The 16,287-nt window shown below is 42.6% G+C and carries 18 protein-coding genes and 1 other annotated feature; of the genes, 11 read left to right on the top strand and 7 right to left on the bottom strand.

Features of this window, described 5'->3' with window-relative positions; all coding sequences use genetic code 11:
* Positions 1-12 precede the first annotated feature (12 nt).
* A complete protein-coding gene (locus IGJ42_RS13630) occupies positions 13-966 on the top strand; it encodes a DHH family phosphoesterase (RefSeq protein ID WP_008380500.1) in 954 nt (317 codons plus the stop codon).
* A 144-nt stretch (positions 967-1,110) separates the two neighbouring features.
* On the opposite strand, the gene dapD is transcribed toward IGJ42_RS13630, so the two are convergent.
* From dapD to dapA, 3 genes are read right to left on the bottom strand one after another with little or no spacing between them, the layout of a single operon-like run.
* On the bottom strand, positions 1,111-1,824 hold the full coding sequence (gene dapD, locus IGJ42_RS13625; RefSeq protein ID WP_005233952.1) for a 2,3,4,5-tetrahydropyridine-2,6-dicarboxylate N-acetyltransferase: 714 nt from the start codon (positions 1,822-1,824) through the stop codon (positions 1,111-1,113).
* 12 nt (positions 1,825-1,836) lie between these two features.
* Positions 1,837-2,592: a 4-hydroxy-tetrahydrodipicolinate reductase gene (gene dapB, locus IGJ42_RS13620; RefSeq protein WP_429946783.1), complete on the bottom strand. Its 756-nt coding sequence runs from the start codon at positions 2,590-2,592 to the stop codon at positions 1,837-1,839.
* A 13-nt stretch (positions 2,593-2,605) separates the two neighbouring features.
* On the bottom strand, positions 2,606-3,487 hold the full coding sequence (gene dapA, locus IGJ42_RS13615; RefSeq protein ID WP_008380503.1) for a 4-hydroxy-tetrahydrodipicolinate synthase: 882 nt from the start codon (positions 3,485-3,487) through the stop codon (positions 2,606-2,608).
* A 222-nt stretch (positions 3,488-3,709) separates the two neighbouring features.
* On the opposite strand from dapA, the gene IGJ42_RS13610 reads away from it, so the two are divergent.
* The 8 genes from IGJ42_RS13610 to IGJ42_RS13575 all read left to right on the top strand — a co-directional run bounded on the left by IGJ42_RS13610 (position 3,710) and on the right by IGJ42_RS13575 (position 11,299).
* Complete coding sequence (locus IGJ42_RS13610) at positions 3,710-4,879, top strand: M20 metallopeptidase family protein (RefSeq protein WP_061053233.1); 1,170 nt, start codon at positions 3,710-3,712, stop codon at positions 4,877-4,879.
* 4 nt (positions 4,880-4,883) lie between these two features.
* Positions 4,884-6,200 (top strand): diaminopimelate decarboxylase, encoded by a 1,317-nt coding sequence (gene lysA, locus IGJ42_RS13605; protein WP_005233959.1) that lies wholly within the window; start codon positions 4,884-4,886, stop codon positions 6,198-6,200.
* 23 nt (positions 6,201-6,223) lie between these two features.
* Positions 6,224-7,057 carry a diaminopimelate epimerase gene (gene dapF, locus IGJ42_RS13600; protein ID WP_086298072.1) on the top strand — a complete coding sequence of 278 codons (834 nt, stop codon included), beginning with the start codon at positions 6,224-6,226 and terminating at the stop codon, positions 7,055-7,057.
* A 93-nt stretch (positions 7,058-7,150) separates the two neighbouring features.
* Positions 7,151-7,385 (top strand) — a binding site (T-box leader).
* Positions 7,386-7,435: 50 nt separating this feature from the next.
* Positions 7,436-8,293, top strand: a complete 858-nt coding sequence (locus IGJ42_RS13595; RefSeq protein WP_144330897.1) for a MetQ/NlpA family ABC transporter substrate-binding protein — start codon at positions 7,436-7,438, stop codon at positions 8,291-8,293.
* 12 nt (positions 8,294-8,305) lie between these two features.
* On the top strand, positions 8,306-9,331 hold the full coding sequence (locus IGJ42_RS13590; RefSeq protein ID WP_144330898.1) for a methionine ABC transporter ATP-binding protein: 1,026 nt from the start codon (positions 8,306-8,308) through the stop codon (positions 9,329-9,331).
* The gene (locus IGJ42_RS13585; RefSeq protein WP_005233963.1) at positions 9,324-9,983 is read left to right on the top strand and encodes a methionine ABC transporter permease; all 660 of its coding nucleotides are present in this window, start codon (positions 9,324-9,326) and stop codon (positions 9,981-9,983) included. The genes IGJ42_RS13590 and IGJ42_RS13585 overlap by 8 nt, the downstream gene beginning before the upstream one ends.
* Before the next feature lie 181 nt (positions 9,984-10,164).
* Positions 10,165-10,497 carry a zinc ribbon domain-containing protein YjdM gene (locus IGJ42_RS13580; RefSeq protein WP_005233964.1) on the top strand — a complete coding sequence of 111 codons (333 nt, stop codon included), beginning with the start codon at positions 10,165-10,167 and terminating at the stop codon, positions 10,495-10,497.
* Between the two features lie 94 nt (positions 10,498-10,591).
* Positions 10,592-11,299 carry a zinc metallopeptidase gene (locus IGJ42_RS13575; RefSeq protein ID WP_016612795.1) on the top strand — a complete coding sequence of 236 codons (708 nt, stop codon included), beginning with the start codon at positions 10,592-10,594 and terminating at the stop codon, positions 11,297-11,299.
* A gap of 55 nt (positions 11,300-11,354) precedes the next feature.
* Here IGJ42_RS13575 and IGJ42_RS13570 read toward each other — a convergent pair whose 3' ends face one another.
* The 4 genes from IGJ42_RS13570 to IGJ42_RS13555 all read right to left on the bottom strand — a co-directional run bounded on the left by IGJ42_RS13570 (position 11,355) and on the right by IGJ42_RS13555 (position 14,298).
* Positions 11,355-12,044, bottom strand: a complete 690-nt coding sequence (locus IGJ42_RS13570) for a hypothetical protein (RefSeq protein ID WP_016621697.1) — start codon at positions 12,042-12,044, stop codon at positions 11,355-11,357.
* Positions 12,034-12,519, bottom strand: a complete 486-nt coding sequence (locus IGJ42_RS13565; protein WP_016621695.1) for an RNA polymerase sigma factor — start codon at positions 12,517-12,519, stop codon at positions 12,034-12,036. The genes IGJ42_RS13570 and IGJ42_RS13565 overlap by 11 nt, the downstream gene beginning before the upstream one ends.
* A 298-nt stretch (positions 12,520-12,817) precedes the next feature.
* Positions 12,818-13,510 carry an HAD family hydrolase gene (locus IGJ42_RS13560; RefSeq protein WP_144330899.1) on the bottom strand — a complete coding sequence of 231 codons (693 nt, stop codon included), beginning with the start codon at positions 13,508-13,510 and terminating at the stop codon, positions 12,818-12,820.
* 2 nt (positions 13,511-13,512) lie between these two features.
* Entirely contained in the window at positions 13,513-14,298 is a 786-nt protein-coding gene (locus IGJ42_RS13555; RefSeq protein ID WP_016621693.1) for a DeoR/GlpR family DNA-binding transcription regulator, read from the bottom strand.
* Positions 14,299-14,534: 236 nt separating this feature from the next.
* Between IGJ42_RS13555 and lacG the strand changes: the two genes are divergently transcribed.
* Both lacG and IGJ42_RS13545 read left to right on the top strand, forming a co-directional pair.
* Entirely contained in the window at positions 14,535-15,935 is a 1,401-nt protein-coding gene (lacG, locus tag IGJ42_RS13550; RefSeq protein ID WP_016621692.1) for a 6-phospho-beta-galactosidase, read from the top strand.
* Positions 15,936-15,959: 24 nt separating this feature from the next.
* Entirely contained in the window at positions 15,960-16,277 is a 318-nt protein-coding gene (locus tag IGJ42_RS13545) for a PTS lactose/cellobiose transporter subunit IIA (RefSeq protein WP_034858641.1), read from the top strand.
* The last annotated feature ends 10 nt before the right edge of the window (positions 16,278-16,287 follow it).

The following is a 16,287-nucleotide window of genomic DNA, read 5'->3' as shown; positions in this document are numbered from 1 at the left end:
TTGAGACCATTCATGAAGGTACAAGAAGAAATACTTGCAACAATCAAAGCATTCGACCGGATCATTATCCATCGGCACCAGCGCCCTGATCCAGATGCATTAGGATCACAAGTGGGGTTGGCAGAAATTTTACGAGCTAGTTTTCCCAAAAAAGAAATCTATCAAGTTGGCGGACCCGTTGAAGGATTGGATTACTTGGCGCTGATGCAGACGATCCCTGATGATTTGTATAAAGGGGCGCTGGTGATCGTTACAGATACGGCCAATGCACCACGGATCAGTGACCAACGCTATGATCAAGGGGCGAAATTGATCAAAATCGATCATCACCCTAATGATGAACCTTACGGAGAACTGGTTTGGGTCAATACGAAAGCCAGCAGCTGTAGTGAGATGATCGTTTCGTTTTGGCAAATGTTTCAAAACGAGCTGACGATGACGCAAGAAGCGGCTCGTCTGTTATATGCGGGCATTGTTGGTGATACTGGACGGTTTTTATATCCGGCAACGACAGCGACAACCCTGCGCTTAGCGGCTGAACTATTGGATTACGGCTTTGATGCTCCGAAGATCAATCGTCAATTGGATCAAGTCTCTCGCAGTGTTGCTCGCCTTTCAGGGTATGTCTACGAAAACATCGAGATTGATGAGATTGGTGCTGGTAAAGTGATCCTATCGCAAGAATTGCAGCAGCGTTTTGGCGTAGTAGATTCGGAAACCTCAGCAGTCGTTTCCTTACCAGGGAAAATCGACGAAGTGATGGCTTGGGCGATCTTTGTCGAACAACCAGAAGGCTATTACCGTGTGCGGATGCGTTCGAAAGGTCCAGTGATCAATGAGATCGCCAAACGCCATCATGGTGGTGGACATCCGCTTGCCAGTGGAGCAAATGCAAAAGACCTTGAAGAAGTTGCAGTGATCTATCAAGAGATCCAAGCAGCGATCAAAGAATTTCAAGCAGAATAAACACTTTTACAAGCACATTTGCCAATAGAAAAAGGGCGTGCCAAAAGCTTTCGGCACGCCCTTTTTTAGACAAAACGCAGCGCAGGCTCATCACTGAACCGGTACTGCGTTTTTTTGTTGCGTATTTACGAGAAAATAAGAAGTTTACCCCCGTAGATCGTCTAAAAATTCGGTTTTGCTTTTCGTTTTCTCGTCTTTCATTTTGATGACTTTAGCTGGTGAGCCAGCAACGACTGCTCCAGCAGGGACATCTTCCGTCACCACAGAACCGGCAGCAACGACTGCACCTTCGCCGACACGGACGCCTTCAAGGACGACGGCATTTGCGCCGATCAAAACATTGTCTTCAATGATGACTGGGCTTGCTGAAGGTGGCTCAAGAACGCCAGCCAAGACAGCACCAGCGCCAATATGGGCTTTTTTCCCAACGGTTGCCCGGGCACCTAAAATCGCCCCCATATCGATCATGGTTTCTTCACCAACCACAGCACCAATGTTGATCACTGCCCCCATCATGATAACGGCATTTTTTTCAATGATGGCTTGGTCACGGATAAAGGCACCTGGTTCGATACGGGCATCGACTTTCGTCAAGTCCAACAAAGGAATCGCTGAGTTGCGGCGATCATTTTCCAGATAGTGATCGGTGATTTTGTCTTGGTGCGCGGTTAAAAACTCAGCTACTTTTTGACTGTCACCAACCACGAAATAGAAGGTGCCGTTACCAAACAATTGGATGCCATCTGCTTGGACGTCGCCAAGATCTCCATTGATATAGACTTTTACAGGTGTTTGTTTATTTGCTTCTTTGATATATTTTGCTAATTGATAAGGATCGGAAAATTGTAATTCTGTCATGAGAGACCACCTTTACTTGTCGATTAGATTTTGCATGGAATAAAAACCGGCTGGTTGATCGGCTAAAAATTCCGCTGCTTTTAGCGCACCATTGGCGAAGATTTCGCGGGAGAGCGCAGTGTGTTTTAATTCAATGATTTCATCCTGCCCAGCATAGATGACAATGTGTTCCCCAGGGATCGTTCCGCCGCGAACGGCATGGATGCCCATCTGCTTGCGGTCATTTACTAGATCACTGCCTTCACGCCCGTAGAGATACTCTTTTTTCGTTTCGCAGCTGTCATTGATACTATCTGCCAACAGCAAAGCTGTACCACTTGGTGCATCGAGTTTTTGATTATGATGCTTTTCGATGATCTCAATGTCAAAGTCAGCTTCTAATGCGGGGGTGATACTTTGTAGTGCTTTGATCAGTACATTGATCCCCAACGACATATTGGCAGAATAGAAAACTGGGATCACTTTAGCAGCCAACGGCAGCATCATCTGCGTGTCTTCCGTCAAACCAGTTGTAGCAACCACGATAGGCAGCTGCTGTTCGACACAATAGTTCAATAAGGAAGGGACATTGCTATAATGAGAAAAATCAATCACCAAATCGATCGGCTGCGTGATTTTTTCTGGACGATCATAGATTGGAAAGGGACCATCTAATTGCTCGGTACGATCCAATCCGGCGGCCACTTCTAACTGAGGGTGCTTTGCGATCAGGCTTTGCAACACTTTGCCCATACGACCGTTTGCACCGCTTAATAAAATCTGTTTCACCAAAAACTCCTCCTTACAGCAATCCGTAATTGGTCATTTCTTCTTCTAAATGAACGAGGGTCGCATCTTCTGGGACACCCAAAGGCAAACGATAATGCAATTCGCATTTGCCTAGCAAGGAGACCGCTGCTTTGATCGGCACAGGATTTACTTCACTGAAAATCGCATCGATCAACGGTTTTTGTCGCAATTGCTCTTTGATGGCGGCTTTTACATCACCATTTAAGAAATCAGCAACGAGTTGTGCCGTTTGTTTCGGAGCGATATTGCCGATCGTTGAAATCACGCCAGAGCCACCTAAAGCTAGAATTGGGGTTACTTGATCGTCATTTCCTGAATAGATCGCAAAGTCATCATCCGCAAGACGAGCGATTTCTGCGATTTGAGAAATGTCGCCGCTGGCTTCTTTGATGCCTTTGATATTAGGGATTTTTTTCAGTTCTGCCACAGCTTCAGGTGTTAAATTTAAGCCGGTTCTTGAGCTGACGGAGTATAAGATCACTGGCAGCTCAACGCTTTGACAGATTGCTTCATAGTGAGCGACTAAACTTTTCTTGGTCGCTTTGTTGTAGTAGGGTGTTACAACCAATAATGCGTCAGCACCAACGCGCTGTGCTTCTTTTGAAAGATGGATCCCATGTTGGGTGTTGTTGGAGCCTGTTCCGCCGATGACGGGGATTCGACCAGCAACTTGTTTTACCACCGCTTCGATCACCGCGATATGTTCTTCATCGTCTAACGTGGATGCTTCACCGGTCGTACCGCATGCAATGATTGCATTCGTTCCTTGCTGCACATGCCACTCCGCTAACTCCTTCAGCTTATCGAAATCCACCGAACCATCTTGAAGCATAGGGGTAATCAACGCAACGCCAGAACCTTTGAATATTGTCAAACTACGACACATCCTTTCAACCAATTTATTTTTCGTTACTCTACGTATAAGTGTACCAAAACGAGGGGTGAAATTTTCAATAAAAATCGAAACATTTCGACAATTTATACTATAGATTATTCGAATTATATACTATAATATTAAACAATATCAATGAAAAACTGAATATTCGCTGGTTTTTATGGATATTTTTAAAAGGAATGTATAGAAAGGTGTTTTAACATGCAAGTATCGCAAACAGTCACAGAATTAACCGAAGACGTGGTTCGTTTTCGTCGTGAATTACATACAATCCCTGAATTAGGGTTAACTGAGTTCAAAACAAAGGAATACTTGCTGCGTCAGTTGCAATCCTTTGGGATCAAAGAAATCTATCCAGTGATTGAAACCGGCTTGATTGCTGTCTTTCGCAGTGAGCGCCCAGGAAAGACGCTGGCCTTTCGAACGGATATCGATGCACTACCGATCAAAGAAGAGACCGGTGTTTCCTTTGTTTCCAAACATGAAGGAAAAATGCACGCCTGCGGGCATGATGGCCATATGGCAACGATGCTGGGGTTTGCCAAATACTTAGCGACGCATCCTGAAGTGATTCGTGGAACGATCGTTTTGATTTTCCAACCAGCCGAGGAAAGCCCCGGTGGTGCTCAATTGATGATCGATGAAGGCATCTTACGAGATTTTGGCGTGGAAAAAATCGTGGGGCTGCATGTCTTCCCAGATTTTCCCGAAGGAGTCATTGCGAGTCGGAAAGGTCCGATGATGGCCCGTAACGGCGAGATCAATCTAACGATCAACGGCACGAGTGCCCATGGTGCCCAGCCTCATCAAGGACATGATGCCATTTTAGCTGCGGCTGCGATCATTCAAGGATTGCATTCGATCATTTCACGCAATATCAGCCCGCTTTCTGCTGGGGTCATCACTTTTGGGAAGATCCATGGGGGAGATGCGGAAAATATCATTCCCGGCAAGGTCGTTTTAAAAGGAACGATGCGGGCGTTTGAAGATGAAGTCTATGAAACGATGACGCGCAGAATCACCACTGTCGCACAAGAAATCGCCAAAGGATATGATTGCACGGCGGATGTTGAATTCGAACATCTTTATCGTGTCGTGGACAATGATCCTGAGATGGTGGAAGTATTGGAAAAAGTGGTCGGGGAGAGCTACCGAGAAACACCGCCATATATGTTGGCAGAGGATTTTTCGATGTACCAAAAGGAAATCCCCGGCGTCTTTTTCTTTGTCGGTACCCGAAATGAAGAAAAAGGTTATGTCCACCCTTTACACAGCAGCAAAATGAATTTTGACGAAAAAAATCTATTGCAAGGCATCGAATGCTACGTTCGTTTGATCGAGGCGTTGAACGAGCCGACAGACAAGGAGTAAAGCGATGGCAAAAGAAATCAAGAACAATCACTTATACATTGACGGTTGCGATACCGTTGAGCTGGCAAAAACCTTTGGAACCCCCCTTTACGTGTATTCCGTTTCGGAGATTCGCGAAGAATGCCAAAAGATTCAGGCGCAGTTTTTGACGCGCTACAGCAAGACACGAGCAGCATATGCCGCCAAAGCTTTCTGTACTACAGCGATGCTGCAAGTGATCAAGTCAGAAGGACTTTCATTAGACGTGGTTAGCGGTGGGGAGCTGTATACAGCGATCCAAGCTGATTTTCCAGCAGAACACATCGAGTTTAACGGCAATAACAAATCCATTGAAGAATTAGCAGCCGCCCTTGATTATGGCGTGGGACGGATCATCGTTGATGGCATTCAAGAAGTCGGCTTGATCCGCGCGTTATGTCAAGAAAAGCAAGTCGTTGCTAAAATCTTGTTGCGCATCACACCCGAGGTTTCGGTCAGCACCCATCAATTTATCTCGACCGGACAAAAAGATTCAAAATTCGGGATTCCTTTAGATGAAGAAATCTTATTTCCGTTAGTGGAAGAAGTGATTCAAGCACCTGAATTGGATTTCTATGGCCTGCATTTTCATGTCGGCAGTCAATTGTCGGACAATCGCTCACATCTAGCGGCAGTTGATGCGGCTTTGGCCCTTGTCCAAACCATTCATGAACGTTTTGATTATTGGATCAAAGAACTAAATGTTGGCGGCGGCTTTGGCGTTCGATACACAGATGCAGATATTCGCCAACCCTACAGCTACTTTTTAGATCCTGTGATGGAAAAAATCGACGCCTTTTATGCGCAGCACCAGAGCGAACGTCCGACCATCGTTATTGAACCCGGTCGCAGTATCGTCGCAGAAGCAGGCATTAGTTTGCACACCATCGGCAGTATCAAGACATTGCCGGGAATCAGAACATACGCCAGCATTGACGGTGGCATGACAGACAATATTCGTCCTGGTCTTTATCAAGCAACTTATACTGGGATCTTAGCCAACCGCGCTTCCGAAGCAGCGACACAGAAGATCACCATTTCTGGTAAAGCTTGTGAGAGCACAGACATCTTAGTAAAAGATCTTGCATTACCGCCCGTTGAAACTGGGGATCTGTTTGCTACGTTCGCAACAGGAGCTTACGGCTATTCGATGGCCAGCAGCTACAATAATTTACAGATACCCGCAGTCGTCTTTGTGGAAAATGGCCAAGCGGAATTAGCCGTTAAACGCCAGTCCTACGAGCAAATGCTGCAAAATGAAGTGGTTCCTTCGTTTCTAAAAGAAGAAGCTTCCAGCAAGTAAAATTTTGAAAAGCAGGTGACAACATGACGATTCCTTATACAAAAATGCAAGGTGCGGGGAATGATTTTATCGTAATCGATAACCGCACATTGAAATTCTCCCATGAACAACTGTCGCAATTTGCTGCTCAAGTTTGCCATCGGAAATTTTCTGTCGGCGCGGATGCAGTCATGGCAGTGGATTTTCCCACAGGAACCGCTGATTTTCGGATGCGGTTTTACAATGCTGATGGGACCGAAGCAGAAATGTGCGGCAACGGCGCTCGCTGTATTGCCCGTTATGCCTTTGAGAAGGGAATTGCTGGCGAGCAGATGACCATCGAAACAGTTGCTGGCGATGTCCCCGCATGGCGCTTGTCGGCAAAACACTACAAAGTAACCTTGAATCCACCGACCGTGACTACATTTGATCAAGCGTACCCGAATCCAATGGTTTCTTTCGTGGACTATGTGGAATTGGGTGATCCAGGAATCCCTCATGCGGTGGTTCACTATCCTGGTCTGGCAGAAACTGAGTTGGAACAGCTAGCTGAACTTGCCAAAGAAATTCGCTATTGGGAAGTTTTCCCAAAAGGGGCCAATGTCAATTTCTATGAAGAAGACGAGAAAGGTGAGCTGATCGTTCGCACGTATGAACGAGGGGTGGAAGGTTTTACCTATGCGTGCGGCACAGGTTCTGGTGCCACTGCGTATGTCGTGACCAAACGTCACCAGCAAGCGGCAGCGAATGTCTTGCTGCACGTGTTAGGTGGCGAGTTAACGGTAGAAGTTGATGTTGATCAGGGCGCATTAGAATTGATCGGTGATGCGGTTATGGTCTCTGAAGGCTTGATTCTAGATGAGAATTTGACTCTGTAAACACTGTGAAAGTTATTGCAAAAAGATGATATTTTCGTGAAAAAAAGAATTGACATTCATTTGAGGCTATCGTATAGTTAAACACAAATTAAAAAACACGCGATGATAAGAAGAGTAAGTCAGTTTCGATTGGATCAGAGAGCTCGGATTGGTGAGAAAGAGCACAGCCGTTTGACTGAAGATGGCCTTGGAGCGTTTGGACGTGAGCAAAAGCAAGCGTGCAGCGGGATTGCCCGTTATAGCAAAGCAGTTGATAAACTGATAAGGTTGGCTGATTGTGCCAATGAATCAAAGGTGGTACCACGAACAAGGTTGTTTCGTCCTTTCTCTATGATGGAGAAAGGACGTTTTTTTATTATAAAAAGGGGGAACTAAAAAATGAAACAGTTGAAAAAGGGAGTCGTTGGATTAGTTGCTGCTGCTGTCTTACTTACATTGGCAGCTTGTGGCAATACTAGCAGCACAGGGGATACACAGTCCGGTGAAAACAGTGTAAATGCAGTGGAAGAAAAAGTCGTTGGAGTGGCGCCGGGACCATACGGGGACATGGTGACAGAGGTGATTTCTCCATTACTGGAAGAAAAAGGGTATCAACTTACGACCAAAGTGTTTAATGATTATATTCAGCCGAACAATGCCTTGGCGAATGGCCAAATCGATGCCAATTTGTTTCAGCATACGGCCTATCTAGAAAAATTTTCGGCAGATAACCAGTTATCTCTTACGGCATTACAAAAAGTGCCCACACTGGGAATGGGCATCTATTCGAAGCAACTGTCCAGCTTGGATGAGTTAGCAGACGGGGCGACTGTTTCGATTGCCAATGATGCCTCAAATTTAGCTCGGACCTTGCAACTGTTAGCTGCCAATGAGTTGATCACCATCGCAGACAATATCGACGAAACGAAGGCAACGGTGAATGATATCGAAGAAAATCCGAAGAATCTGACATTTAAAGAATTAGACGCAGCCCAATTGGCTCGTTCGTTAGATACAGTTGATTTAGCTTTAGTACCAGGAAACTTCGCTTGGGCGGCTTCTCTTGATCCTGCAGATGCTTTGGCGTTGGAGTCATTGAAAGAAGAATATAAAAATGTCTTTGTGGTGTCCTCCGAAGAAGAAGACAGTGATTTTGCTAAGGCAGTTACGGAAGTATTAGAAAGTGACGCATTTAAAGAAGCGATTGCCGAATCACCGTTCAGCAACTTTGATCAACCGAAATTTTGGACTGAGTAAGAAGGGGATCCTATGGCAAAAATAGAAGTGAAACAAGTATCAGTGGCCTTCACTCATAAAAAAGAAATCAAAAAAGCAGTGGATTCCGTTGATTTTTCCGTTCAAGCTGGAGAAGTATATGGGATCGTCGGATTGAGCGGGGCGGGGAAAAGTACCTTGGTTCGTACGTTGAATCTACTGCAGGTGCCTTCTAGCGGTCAAATTCTGATTGATGGTCAAGACATCACGCAAGCTAAAGGCAAACACTTGCGTGAAGTACGACAAAAAATCGGGATGATCTTTCAGCATTTCAATCTGATCCATAATCGAACCATCAAGGAAAATTTAGCCTTTGCTTTGCGTGCTGGACATTATCCGCAAGAAAAGCAAGAAGCGAGGATCAAGGAACTGTTGGAAATGGTGGATCTGCCTCACAAAATTCACGAGTATCCGAATAATTTGTCTGGGGGAGAAAAGCAGCGGATCGGCATTGCACGAGCGATTGCCAATGAACCTGAGATTTTGTTATGTGACGAAGCTACCAGTGCGTTAGATGTTGAAACGACTGAAGAAATTTTGAAATTATTGATCCGAATCAAGGAACAGACAGGCATCACCATCGTCTTTATCACCCATGAATTGGATGTTGCCCGCAAGTTTTTTGATCGGGTGGCAGTGATGGAGAAGGGTCGGATCGTTGAAGAACAAACGACCTACGGCTTGTTCAGTCAGCCTAAACAGCCTATTACGAAAAAACTGGTAGGTCGTTACTTGGATCTGACGCTTCCCGAGGAAATTCTAGCATCCTTCACGGAAGGCGACTTGCTGGAATTGCGCTATCAAGGGGAGTATACGTTAGAACCACTGATTTCGACTGTAGCCAAAGCCTATGATGTGTCGATCAATATTATCCACGGAAAAATTGAGTATATCAAAAAAGATGTGATCGGTATTTTGTATATCTATTTGACCGGATCCGCCGAAGAAGCAGCAAAAGCCCGAGAACACCTAGCTGCGAACGTCTTTTCTCTAAGAAAGATAGGTGAGAAAAATGGCTGATACGCTTGAGATTTTAAAAACAAACCTGCCCCAAGCACTATGGGAAACATTCTTCATGGTGGGAACTTCAGCAATTATAGGAGTAGTTTTCGGCTTATTGATTGGATTAGTCCTGTTTTTAGTCGGCAGTAACCTTTTTCATAAAAATGTTTTCTTGCATCATCTGGCCGATTTTGTCGTCAATGCAATCCGTTCGCTACCATTTTTGATCTTATTGATTACGTTGATTCCGTTATCAGCGGTGCTGATCGGTGATCCTTATACCCCGGCGGGCGGAGCGATTGCTTTATCGATTGCCGCGATTCCTTTTTACGCCCGAATCGCTGAATCCGCATTTGCCGAAATCGACTATGGCGTCCTTGAAGCTAGTGTCGCTTCCGGAGCATCGACGGGGCAAGTTATTCGCGAAGTGATTTTACCAGAAAGTCTGCCAGCTTTGATTCGCGGATTTGTGTTAACTTTGATCAGTCTTTTAGGCTACTCGGCGATGGTGGGAACGATTGGCGCAGGCGGCATTGGCGATTTAGCGATTCAGTATGGTTATTATCGCTATGAAACGGCGATTTTGATTGTGGTGATTCTCTTGTTGATCCTTTTGGTACAACTCATCCAATGGATCGGCGATGCTTGTGCAAATTATTTCTCGAAATAAAAATGAATTCTGTGTAGTTCCTTTTCGGATACACTTGAATTATCGCTTCTGTTATTACTCTACAGAAGCGATTTTTTTGCTTATCGGTCACTGATTTTTGGTTGCGCCACTAGTGGTTTTTCGGTATGCTGATGGTGAGTTGTTTTTTACAGCGAAAATTATATTTTAAAGGAGCAACACTATGACTCAAATTCCTAATTGTCCAAATTGCCAATCTGAATACGCTTATGAAGATCGCGGGCTGTTTGTTTGTCCTGAATGCGGAAACGAATGGCAAGAGCAACAAGCGGCGGAAGAAGCACCCGTATACAAAGATGCCAATGGCAATATTTTAGTAGATGGTGATACAGTAACGGTCATCAAAGACTTGAAAGTCAAAGGCGCATCTGGCGCCATCAAACAAGGAACGAAAGTGAAAAACATCAAATTAGTCGAAGGCGACCATAACATTGATTGCAAGATCGATGGCTTCGGCCCAATGAAACTAAAATCAGAATTTGTAAAAAAAGGTTAAAAACAAAATCTTCCAGTCATCTTCATAATTTTTTCACCACTTTAATGGTAAAATAAGGTCAAAGATTAAAAGGGGGAATTTTATCGTGTATGGTATGGGCGGATACGGGTTCGGCTTTTTTTATGACCCGACTTTCATTCTCGTAATTATCGGTATGGTGATTTCGCTAGCAGCGTCAGCGTATGTCAAAAGTACCTTTAACAAATATGACAAAGTCAGAAGTAAAAATAATATTACCGGCACAAAAGCGGCGCAGTACATCTTGCAGAGCCAAGGAATCAATAATGTTGGTGTGCAAGCGATCGCTGGTGATTTGACGGATAATTACAATTCAGGCAACAAAATGTTGAGTTTATCGCAATCCACCGCACAATCAACTTCGGTAGCAGCAATCGGTGTTGCGGCCCATGAGTGTGGTCACGCAGTCCAAGATGCCAAAGGCTATTTTCCTTTGCGTTTGCGTCATGCGATCGTACCGATCGCCAATATCGGAACCAGCATCTCGATCCCGTTGATTTTGATCGGGGTACTATTACGAGGCTCGTTTCTGATCAACTTAGGTTTGTTGGCTTTCTCATTGGCGTTTATTTTCCAATTAGTGACCTTGCCAGTCGAGTTCGATGCCTCAAAACGGGCGATCCGTATTTTGGCAGATGGTGGCTTGTTAACAGAAGAGGAAGTACCACAAGCGAGAAGAGTGCTCTTTGCCGCAGCGTTGACCTATGTCGCAGCTGCCGTAGCAACCTTATTGCAACTCTTACGTTTGATTATTTTATTTGGTAATAACAACCGTCGGAATTAATCGACAGTGTGACAGAAAAAAGACCAGCTCAGCATCCTGAACTGGTCTTTTTTCGTTATTCTACTATTAAGTAAACGTAATAGACGTTTTCAACGCTTTTTAAATTTTCTTCAGATAGATTGTTTTCCATTTCAGCAAATAGTTTTAGGTCACCGCCTTGTGCAATGTAAATCAAAGGAATCTCAACATTTTTTTTGATTTCTAGTGGATCTTCTTCAATGTGATAGATTGCTCCCCCGGGAAGATCATTGTCTTCTCCAAGAGAAATATACTGAAATGCCGTAAGATCTGTCGTTGTTTCTGATGCTCCGCCATTGGAAGATAAGTTTACGAACAGCTTTTTTTCTCCTTTAGAAATACCAATTGTTAAATAACCGTTATAATTGCTTTTGGTATCTGTCATTAAGGAAGCAATCAGCTTGTGGGTTGTTTTCTCGCCTTTTTGGTAGTGATTAAAGTAAACCGTCATCGCTCGAGCTTGGGTATTAAATTTTAGCTGTGAGCCAAAATCAAATAACAATCTGGAAAGATCCATTTGATTTTCGACTTGAACTATATGATTATCTGGAACACCCGCTATTTTTTCTCCTCGAAAAGGACCGTAATTGTAATAGTTTAAATAAAGCCCCCCAGGTAGACCAATCAATACTAACAAAGACAGTACAGCAATAAAAATTGTCCTACGTGTGTTTTTTAGTCGAGCTTTTTTCACGATTTTTTTAAATTCTTGATCTTTAATAGTCATGATTCTTTTCCTCCATTCGTTTTTTCAGTTGTTTTCTTCCTCGGTATAATGCTGTTTTGATGCTATCTTCCGAGCGATTCAGTAAGAAGCTTTTTTCTTTTAAGCTCAAATTTTCTGCGTACTTCATGATCAAAAGGGTGGAGGTAGAAACGGGTAATTCTTGAAGTGCTTCATAAAGATCATCATCAGTTTCTTGCCAGTTGATACTAGAAGCAGTCACTGGCAAATACTGCCTGACGATTTCTCGCCGTCGCTTTGTTTGTTTATATAAAGTAAAGTAACCATTGATCCCCACACGAAACAGCCACGGACGAATCGCTTCTGCGGATAAGACCGAATCGATTTCAAGGATTTTCACAACTGCTTCTTGAGCAATATCTTCGGCATCCTGTTGAGAAGCGCCGAGGGACTGCAGGTAATGAACCAAGTCATTCGTTAACTGCAGTAAATAATGTTCGTAAGCATCCAAACGCATTTTTCTCCCTCCTTAACAATACAACAACTGAAAATAAAAAAAGTGAACATCTTTCAACTGAAAAAATCGAAAAAAATCGAGAAAACGTTAAATTAATCGATTGAGTTGTGCTTATTTTCTCAAAGAACAAAAAGAATGACAATGATTGGTTGGAGAAAATCTAGAAATTTTAGCAGAATGAGTAAGAACTAAACGAAAATGAAAAAAACTGCAGTGAAATGACACGTGTTTTCATGTCATTTCACTGCAGTTTTTTATAAAAGGAGATATGCATCTCAGTTGTTTTTAATAGAATCGCTTAAGAATTAATGGATATGACAGATAGGTGCTCTGTCCAAAAATCAGTAAAATCTTTGATTGTTCCATCTTTATTTAGCTGTGCCTGTTCAAATACTGCATTATTTTTTCCGAATGGATCAATTGCGATAATTGTTCCAATCCCAGCACGCTTGGCAGCAAGCAAACCTGAATAAGCATCTTCGATAACAAGACAATCAGCAGGAGCTAAGCCCAATTTGCCAGCCGCTTTAAGAAAAATATCCGGTTGCGGTTTTCCAGGAAAAGAGCCATCGTCATAGACGATCTTATCCCAATCAAACCAGCGTGCTAAATCGAAAGTATCAAAATAAAAAGCAACATTCTCTTTAACAGTAGCCGTGGCAATCGTTAATGGAATCTGCTGGTCAGTCAGCTGATCAAGAGTCGCTTCAAGCCCCTTTGTCAATTGGAGATCGTTCTCATTTTGCAAGCAAAGCATACGATAATAGCTTTCTTTTTCTTCTGACAAGACGGCGATCTCAGAGACAGTCAAATGTTCTGAAATGAAATGTTTTAAAATCTCCGTATTCGTTCGACCATGGATATTTTTTAAAATATCCTCATCTGATAAACCATCTTTTGTATGATCATGAATCATGTGCAGCCAAGCAGCTTCATGTAGATGAGAGTCCAAAAACATTGTTCCGTTGAAATCAAAAATAATCCCTTTCATAGTTACACTCCTATAGTGGTATTTTCGGTTGAATCAGCAATTTGCAGATCGACATATTGTGCATAGTGCTCTTGCAGCTCAGGTGATATTTGACGATCCGTAATGAGTAGGTCGAAGTCATGCAAATTATAAAATACATAAAAATCATCTCGGTTGAACTTTTTGTTATCAACGAGCAGATATTTCTTGCGGGAATTATTTAATGCGATCTGTTGTGCTTCTCCTTCTTCTGTACTGTAAGTAGAAATGGCTTCGTTGTGTACCCCGTTTGAACTGATAAATGCTTTTGTAAACTTTAATCTTCTTAAATTGTCGTTAGTAATCGGCCCAACAAATGCACCGGTATTTTTACGAAAATCACCGCCAATTAGTAAAATTTCCGGTCCATCTGCTTGCGCAAGAATATCAAAAACCGGGTAATTATTAGTAATGATCCGGATTTTCTTGTTCAGTAAATGTGTCGCCAATAGTTCGATTGTTGTACCTGGTCCTAAGAAAATCGTTTCTCCTTCGTGAATCAATGAGGCTGCTGCGGCAGCAATTTCTTTTTTTTCTTGAATCTGTAAAGTGGCTTTTTCGGTGTGAGAAAGTTCTTGATCTAAAGTATAGGAAAGACTTTGGGCCCCTCCATGGATACGTAGCAGCTTGCCCGATTTTTCTAATTCATCTAAATCTCTGCGAACGGTCATATCAGAAACATCTAATTGATTGATGATCTCGTTAACAGTAAGAATTCCTTTTTTATTGACCATTTCTACGATAGTAAACAATCTTTCTTTTTTCAGCATCGTCTTCACCTCTAATTTAAAGATAATCTAACATATAATCGGATAACAGTCAATCCAATTCAAACAAAAACAAACATATTATACTTATTTCATGTTTGTTTCAATAAAATATATCATTTTTTTCCGATTTTTGTGATTATTTATGTTTGTTTTTGTTGACAAATGTTTTGGATGCGATTACAATTCAATCAGTTAGAAAACGCGGAAACTGATTATAGATTTGAGGAGAGATGTAAATGCTGAAATTACCAGAAGATTTTATTTTTGGTGGAGCCACAGCAGCCTATCAGGTTGAAGGAGCCACTAAGGAGGGCGGCAAAGGCGCTGTTGCTTGGGATGCTTTTTTAGAGGAACAGGGTAGATTCAGTCCCGATCCGGCAAGTGATTTTTATCATCAATATGCAAGGGACATTGAATTGTGTGAACGATTTGGTGTGAATGGGCTAAGATTATCCATTGCATGGAGTCGAATTTTTCCTGATGGAACAGGGGAACCGAACCCAGAAGGAATCGCTTTTTATCATCGTGTGTTCGAAGAATGCGCAAAAAGAAACGTAACGCCGTTTGTGACATTGCATCATTTTGATACCCCTAAACGTTTGTTTGAACAGGGAGATTTTTTGAATCGAGAAACAATAGAAGCATTCGTTTCCTATGCCATTTTTTGTTTTCATGAATTCAAAGAAGTGAAAGTGTGGAGTACCTTTAATGAAATCTATCCTGTTGCGACCAATCAATATTTGTTAGGCGTTTTCCCACCAGGAATCAAATATGATTTTACAAAAATCATCGCCTGTCTTCATAATATGATGGTTGCCCATGCACGTGTAGTGAACTATTTCAAAGAAAACGAACTTCCAGGCGAAATCGGTGTCGTTCACTCATTGGAGACGAAATATGCGGCAACAGATGCTCCAGAAGATAAGCATGCAGCCTTTTTAGACGATGCATTGTCGATCCGCTTCTTATTAGATGCTACTTATTTAGGCTATTATTCAACTGAAACCTTGACTGCTCTTGATGAGATATGTGAAGCAAATCAGGCCAGCTATCATTTTCCTAAAGAAGATTTCGTTGAATTGAAAAAAGCCTCCACGCGTAATGACTATTTAGGAATCAATCACTACCAATGCCATTTTGTCAAAGCTTACGATGGAGAAAACGCGATCCATCATAATGGCACGGGTGAAAAAGGGACCTCTGTTTATAAAGTGAAGGGGATCGGAGAACGAATTTATAAAGAAGGAATTCCTCGAACAGATTGGGACTGGCTGATTTATCCAGAAGGTCTTTATGACTTGTTGTTGCGAATTAAAAGCGATTACCCGCATTACAACAAAATCTATATCACTGAAAACGGCATGGGGTATAAAGACCAGTTTGAAGACGGCATCATTATGGATCAGCCGAGAATCGACTATTTGAGAGTCTATTTGGAATCCTTAAGCAAGGCGATAACAGCTGGAGTAAATGTGAAGGGATATTTTTTGTGGTCGCTTATGGATCTTTTCTCATGGACAAATGGGTATAACAAAAGGTATGGCTTGTTTTATGTTGATTTTGAAACCCAGAAGCGTTACCCCAAAGAGTCAGCATACTGGTACAAATTAGTTAGTGAAACCAAAACGATTATTTAATAAGTAATAATGGAGGAAGAAAAGATGAATAAAGAGGAATTACAAATGCTTGGTTTTGAGATCGTTGCTTATTCAGGGGACGCTCGCAGTACATTATTGAAATTATTGAAAGAAGTAAGACAAGGGAACTTTGAGCATGTTGATTCAGCACTGAAAGAAGCCGACGAAAATTTAACCCTTGCACACAATTCGCAAACAAAAATTTTAGCGGAAGAAGCATCGGGGAAAGAGATGGAGATGGGATTCATTTTTATCCATGGACAGGACCATTTAATGACCACTTTGTTGCTGAGGGATCTGATTCAAGACTTTATTGCACTGTACAAGCAGAATCAAGAATAGGAGAAGAACG

This window comes from Enterococcus sp. DIV1067f (assembly GCF_050543505.1).
Lineage (GTDB): Bacteria > Bacillota > Bacilli > Lactobacillales > Enterococcaceae > Enterococcus_D > Enterococcus_D entomosocium.
This window is presented reverse-complemented; position numbering and strand designations above follow the sequence as displayed.

Bases quoted from the DNA above. Each gene is read 5' to 3' on its own strand.
- lacG (WP_016621692.1), top strand. From the start codon at position 14,535: ATGCTGAAATTACCAGAAGATTTTATTTTTGGTGGAGCCACAGCAGCC.
- IGJ42_RS13630 (WP_008380500.1), top strand. From the start codon at position 13: ATGAAGGTACAAGAAGAAATACTTGCAACAATCAAAGCATTCGACCGG.
- IGJ42_RS13590 (WP_144330898.1), top strand. From the start codon at position 8,306: ATGGCAAAAATAGAAGTGAAACAAGTATCAGTGGCCTTCACTCATAAA.
- IGJ42_RS13575 (WP_016612795.1), top strand. From the start codon at position 10,592: ATGGGCGGATACGGGTTCGGCTTTTTTTATGACCCGACTTTCATTCTC.
- dapF (WP_086298072.1), top strand. From the start codon at position 6,224: ATGACGATTCCTTATACAAAAATGCAAGGTGCGGGGAATGATTTTATC.
- IGJ42_RS13570 (WP_016621697.1), bottom strand. From the start codon at position 12,044: ATGACTATTAAAGATCAAGAATTTAAAAAAATCGTGAAAAAAGCTCGA.
- dapD (WP_005233952.1), bottom strand. From the start codon at position 1,824: ATGACAGAATTACAATTTTCCGATCCTTATCAATTAGCAAAATATATC.
- IGJ42_RS13585 (WP_005233963.1), top strand. From the start codon at position 9,324: ATGGCTGATACGCTTGAGATTTTAAAAACAAACCTGCCCCAAGCACTA.
- IGJ42_RS13580 (WP_005233964.1), top strand. From the start codon at position 10,165: ATGACTCAAATTCCTAATTGTCCAAATTGCCAATCTGAATACGCTTAT.
- IGJ42_RS13555 (WP_016621693.1), bottom strand. From the start codon at position 14,298: ATGCTGAAAAAAGAAAGATTGTTTACTATCGTAGAAATGGTCAATAAA.
- IGJ42_RS13565 (WP_016621695.1), bottom strand. From the start codon at position 12,519: ATGCGTTTGGATGCTTACGAACATTATTTACTGCAGTTAACGAATGAC.
- lysA (WP_005233959.1), top strand. From the start codon at position 4,884: ATGGCAAAAGAAATCAAGAACAATCACTTATACATTGACGGTTGCGAT.
- IGJ42_RS13560 (WP_144330899.1), bottom strand. From the start codon at position 13,510: ATGAAAGGGATTATTTTTGATTTCAACGGAACAATGTTTTTGGACTCT.
- IGJ42_RS13595 (WP_144330897.1), top strand. From the start codon at position 7,436: ATGAAACAGTTGAAAAAGGGAGTCGTTGGATTAGTTGCTGCTGCTGTC.
- IGJ42_RS13610 (WP_061053233.1), top strand. From the start codon at position 3,710: ATGCAAGTATCGCAAACAGTCACAGAATTAACCGAAGACGTGGTTCGT.
- IGJ42_RS13545 (WP_034858641.1), top strand. From the start codon at position 15,960: ATGAATAAAGAGGAATTACAAATGCTTGGTTTTGAGATCGTTGCTTAT.